At 70.8% G+C, this 4,561-nt stretch carries 7 protein-coding genes; 5 read left to right on the top strand and 2 right to left on the bottom strand.

The genetic code is table 11. The features are described 5' to 3' along the window. Positions 1 to 252, bottom strand: a 252-nt coding sequence (locus tag DAT37_RS43755) for a hypothetical protein (RefSeq protein WP_198654743.1), incomplete at its 3' end; no start/stop codon positions are given. Positions 253 to 353: 101 nt separating this feature from the next. On the opposite strand from DAT37_RS43755, the gene DAT37_RS43750 reads away from it, so the two are divergent. After that, complete coding sequence (locus DAT37_RS43750) at positions 354 to 983, top strand: TIGR03085 family metal-binding protein (RefSeq protein ID WP_109530876.1); 630 nt, start codon at positions 354 to 356, stop codon at positions 981 to 983. On the opposite strand, the gene DAT37_RS43745 is transcribed toward DAT37_RS43750, so the two are convergent. Further along, the gene (locus DAT37_RS43745) at positions 980 to 1,648 is read right to left on the bottom strand and encodes a MerR family transcriptional regulator (RefSeq protein ID WP_232840359.1); all 669 of its coding nucleotides are present in this window, start codon (positions 1,646 to 1,648) and stop codon (positions 980 to 982) included. The genes DAT37_RS43750 and DAT37_RS43745 overlap by 4 nt on opposite strands. 126 nt (positions 1,649 to 1,774) lie before the next feature. Here DAT37_RS43745 and DAT37_RS43740 point away from each other — a divergent pair, with 126 nt between their 5' ends. From DAT37_RS43740 to DAT37_RS43730, 4 genes are all read left to right on the top strand, one after another. After that, positions 1,775 to 2,695 (top strand): hypothetical protein, encoded by a 921-nt coding sequence (locus DAT37_RS43740; RefSeq protein ID WP_109530874.1) that lies wholly within the window; start codon positions 1,775 to 1,777, stop codon positions 2,693 to 2,695. Next, positions 2,692 to 3,162 (top strand): ABA4-like family protein, encoded by a 471-nt coding sequence (locus tag DAT37_RS43735; protein ID WP_109530873.1) that lies wholly within the window; start codon positions 2,692 to 2,694, stop codon positions 3,160 to 3,162. The genes DAT37_RS43740 and DAT37_RS43735 overlap by 4 nt, the downstream gene beginning before the upstream one ends. A 104-nt stretch (positions 3,163 to 3,266) precedes the next feature. Beyond that, positions 3,267 to 3,428, top strand: a complete 162-nt coding sequence (locus DAT37_RS45200; protein WP_198654742.1) for a hypothetical protein — start codon at positions 3,267 to 3,269, stop codon at positions 3,426 to 3,428. A gap of 61 nt (positions 3,429 to 3,489) precedes the next feature. Continuing rightward, the coding region (locus DAT37_RS43730; protein WP_109530872.1) for a type I glutamate--ammonia ligase at positions 3,490 to 4,561 on the top strand (1,072 nt) is incomplete at its 3' end.

Here is a 4,561-nt window from a genome sequence, read left to right as displayed (position 1 = left end):
GAGCAGCGCGGCGCCCATGATGAACAGCACGGCGGTCCAGACGGCGCCCGCGGTGGCACGGCCCTGCTCGAAGGCGGGCAACACGACGTTCTCGGTGGCCCAGCCGAGGGCCCACGCCGAGCCCACGGTCATGCCTCCGTAGACGGCGCTGGCCAGTACCGCCGACGCGAACACGGCCTTCTCCGCGCGGATGGCGACTCCGAGAACGTGGAGCCCCTGACGCATGACCGCCGAGGTGACCTTGCTCGCCACTCGCAAGATTCCCTTCTGTACCAGTTGGTTTCCCAATATGAGCTACTAAGTCCCTAATCACTGCCGATCATCACGATATTCCCGCGGGTAGTGTTCTGAACGTGACTCACGCTTCGAGCGAACGGTCCGCCCTCTGCGACCTGTTCGACCGGCTCGGCCCGGACGCCCCGACCCTGTGCGAGGGGTGGACCACCTATGACCTGGCCGCCCACCTGGTGCTGCGCGAACGCAGGCCGGACGCGCTGCCCGGCGTCGTGCTCAAGCCGCTGGCATGGCACACCGCGTCGGTCCAGAAGGGACTGAAGGCCAGGCACCCCTACCCCGAGCTGGTCGGGCTGTTGCGCAGGCCGGGTGGCGTCTACGGCCTGCTGCGGTTCCTGGACGAGCCGTTCAACACGCTGGAGTTGCTCGTCCACCACGAGGACGTGCGCCGCGCCCAGCCCTCGTGGGAGCCGCGCGAGCTGCCCGAGGACCTGGAGAGGCTCATCTGGGAGCGGGTCTCCGCCGGGGGCAAGGTGATGCTGCGCAGATCGCCGGTAAGCGTGGTGCTGCACCGGCTGGGCGGCGGCGTGGCGCTCGGCGGGGCACAGAGCGGCCCCAAGGTGGAGGTCACGGGCCGGGCGTCCGAGTTGCTGCTGTTCTGCTTCGGGCGGCAGGCGCACGCCAGGGTGGAGCTGAGGGGCGACCCCGACTCGATAGCCCGGCTCAAGAGCGTCCGCCTCGGCGTCTAGCCGGAGCGGGAGGGCCGCCACTCGTCACATCGGTCCGGGTCCGCCGGCGGCCCGTGGAGGCGCCGGGTGACGTGCGCCTGGGCGAGCCTGCGGAGCGACGAGAACAACGCGTCGCCCAGCAGCGTGCCGAGCACCACGACCTCCATGGCCCGTTCCCTGTCCTCCAGGTCACCGACGACCGTCAGATCGGCCGCGGCGACGCGCTCGGCGGCGGCGGCGTAGTCGTCGAGCACGGGGAGCATGTCCTCGCGGCCGAGCTCGCTGAGGCTGACCACCACGCCGATGAGCGTGGGCAGCGACGGATGCTCCCTCAGGTCGTGCCATCCCATGCGGGCGAGGAGATCTTCGACGACCCGCTCGGCCGCGTCCCTGCCCGGGCCCGGCGGCGGCTCGTGCTGGGCGCTCACCGTGAGCTGGGCGACCCCGAGGAGGTCGCCGCCGCTGATCCCGGGGTCGTCCAGGTACTCGACCAGGGCGCGGGCGGTGGCGATGCTGAGACCGCCGTACTCGATCAGCGCACGGACGAGCTTGAGCCGCCGGACGTGCGCGGGACCGTATTCGGCCTGGTTGCGGCCCACGGGCCGGCCAGGGGGAAGCAGGCCCTCACGCAGGTAGTACTTGATCGTCGGCACCGGGACTCCCGTGTCCGCGCTGAGCTCTGCCATCCGCACGCTGGCGACTCCCCTCTTGTGGCTAGTGGAAAGTTTAGCTATAGATAGTGGCAAGTAGCACTATCCACTATCCATTGCTTGGAAGGAAGGTCCCCCGTGCTCCGCTGGCACCGCCCCCTCATGCTCGCGGCCGGAGCCATGGCGCTCCTGGCCGTGGCCCTGATCGTCTCGCTCGCCGTGGACGACCGCACGCTCGACGGCATGCCCCTGTGGGCCAAGCCGCTGAAGTTCGCCCTCTCCATCGGCCTCTACTCCTTCACCTGGGCCTGGCTCCTCTCCCTGCTGCGCCGGGACCGCCGCTGGGCCCGCTGGGCGGGCACCGTGCTCGCGGTCACCGGCGTTGCCGAGGTCGCCGTCATCGTCTTCCAGGCGGCGCGCGTGCGCCGCAGCCACTTCAACGTCTCCACCCCGCTGGACGCCACCCTCTTCAGCGTCATGGGGATGATGATCCTGGCGCTCATGGTCGCCAACATCGTCGCCGCCGTCGCCGTGCTGCTGGAACGCCAGGCGGACCGGCCCACCACCTGGGGCGTCCGGCTCGGCCTGGTGATCTCCACCCTGGGGCTGGCGACCGGCGGCCTCATGACCGGCCCCCGCCCGGGCCAGAGCGCCGCGGGCGGGATCATCGGCGCCCACACGGTCGGGCTGCCCGACGGCGGACCCGGGCTGCCCCTGCTGGGCTGGAGCACCGTCGGCGGCGACCTGCGGGCGCCGCACTTCATCGGCATGCACGCCCTGCAGTTGCTGTCGCTGCTCCCCCTCGCCCTGACGGCCCTGTCCCGCCGCCTGCCCGTCCTCTCCCACGAGCCGGTACGGCTGCGCCTCACCCTCACGGCGGGCGGCCTGTACGCGGGCGTGTTCGCGCTGTCCACCTGGCAGGCCCTGCGCGGCCAGCCGCTGGTCCGCCCCGACGGGGTCACCCTGGCCGCCGCGTCCGCCCTCCTCCTGGCGGCGCTCATCGCGGCGGCGGCCTCGATCCGCGCCCCCAAGGACGCCACACCGGCGGCGGACGGGGCCTCGCGCGCGGAGGCCGCCCGATGAGCACCGAGACGCTGTTCGACCTGAGCTTCTACCTCGCCTTCCCGTTCTGGGCGCTGATGATCCTCGCGCCCACCTGGTCGGTCTCCCGGCGGGTGGCGGCCTCCCCGCTCATCGTGCTGCCGAGCCTGGCGGTCAACCTGGTGCTCATGCTGCCCCTGATCGCCGACTTCTGGCCGGTCGTGACCTCACCCTCGCTGGCCGGCCTGCGGGCGCTCGTCGGCAGCCCTCCCGCCCTCGCCGCGCTCTGGGCGCAGATCATCGCCTGGGACCTGTTCCTCGGCCGGTGGATCTACCTCGACAGCCGGGAGCGGGGCGTGCATCCCCTGCTCATGGCCCCGGTGATGGTGCTGACGATCCTGCTGTCGCCGATCGGGCTGCCGGTCTACCTCCTGCTGCGACTGGCGTATCGGGAGAATTCGGGCGCAGAGTCCGCGTCAAGAGAGGCTCAAGGCCGTACCATGGCGTGAGAAACAAGCCCCCCGGTTAGGATCAAGAACATCTTCATAGAAGATGCCAGTGATCGCCCAGATCCGGGTATAAACGGCTGGGAATGTGACTGCAGGAGGCCCCCATGCAGGTCAAGAAGGTAGCAACCTACGTTCTTGTGGCGTTCGTGATCTTCTACCTGTTCACCCGGCCGGCCCAGGCCGCGTCCGCGGTCAACGGTGTGTTCGACGGGATCGTCCAAGGAGCCAACCAGCTCGCCGTCTTCTTTACCAATGTTCTCACCTGAGCTGGGCTGCTGCCTGCGTTAGACGCTTCCCCAGCGTCGCGGATCGTGTTACGCAGGCAGGATGACAGATCGTCCGGCCGCCGCCAAGTCTCACCAGCCCGACCCCCATGTCCGGCGCATCCTCGAACGGGCGGAACTCGAAGGCGTCGAACTCGTCCGCTTCCTCTACGCCGACCACGGCGGGGTGATCCGCGGCAAGGCGGCATCCAGGTCCAGGCTCGCCGAGCGCCTCACCACGGGCATCGGGCACACGGTGGCCATGATGGCGATGAACATGCTCGACCAGTTGCAGGAGGTCGAGCACATGGGTCCGGTGGGCGAGGTGCGCATCGTCCCCGACCCCGCGACGTACGTCCCGCTCCCCCACGCACCGGGGGCCGCCGCGATGCTGTCGGATCTGCGGCGGATCGACGGATCGCCCTGGGACGCCTGCCCCCGCACCTTCCTCAAGGACGCGGTCGCCGATCTCGCGACCGAAGGCTACACGCTGGTGGCCGCGTTCGAGCCGGAGTTCACGCTCGGACGGCGGCTGCCCGACCCCGCGGGCGGCCCCGACCGGCTGGTGCCGATCGACGACTCGCTCTGCTACGCCGGCACCGGGTTCGACACCGCCCACGACTACACGATCAAGCTCGTCCGGGCCCTGGAGACGCAGGGGCTGCGCGTCGAGCACTACCACCCCGAGCTCGGGCCGGGCCAGCAGGAGCTGTCGGTACGGCACGCGGCCGCCCTGCGAGCCGCCGACAACCACGTCCTCTACCGCGAGACCGTGCGCGGCGTGGCCATGCGCATGGCCATGTGGGCCACGCTGGCCCCGAAACCCCTGGCCGGCCAGGCGGGCAACGGCGCCCACCTGCACCTGTCGCTGTGGGACGACACGCACAACGTGTTCGCCGACGGCGGCGAGCTGCTCGAGTGCTTCATCGGCGGGCTGCTCGCCCACCTGCCCGCCCTGACCGCGCTCACCTGCGGCAGCGTCAACAGCTTCCGGCGGCTGTCGCCCCGCGCCTGGTCCAGCGCGTACGCCGTGCACGGCCCCGACAACCGGGAGGCGGCCGTGCGGATCTGCTCGCCGCTCGGCGAGACCGGCGAGCCCAACCTGGAGCTGAAGCCCTCCGACTCCTCGGCCAACC

Source organism: Nocardia aurea, from assembly GCF_003123685.1.
Lineage (GTDB): Bacteria > Actinomycetota > Actinomycetes > Mycobacteriales > Mycobacteriaceae > Nocardia > Nocardia aurea.
The sequence above is the reverse complement of the archived record's forward strand: the minus strand, read 5'-3'. Positions and strand labels throughout refer to the sequence as shown.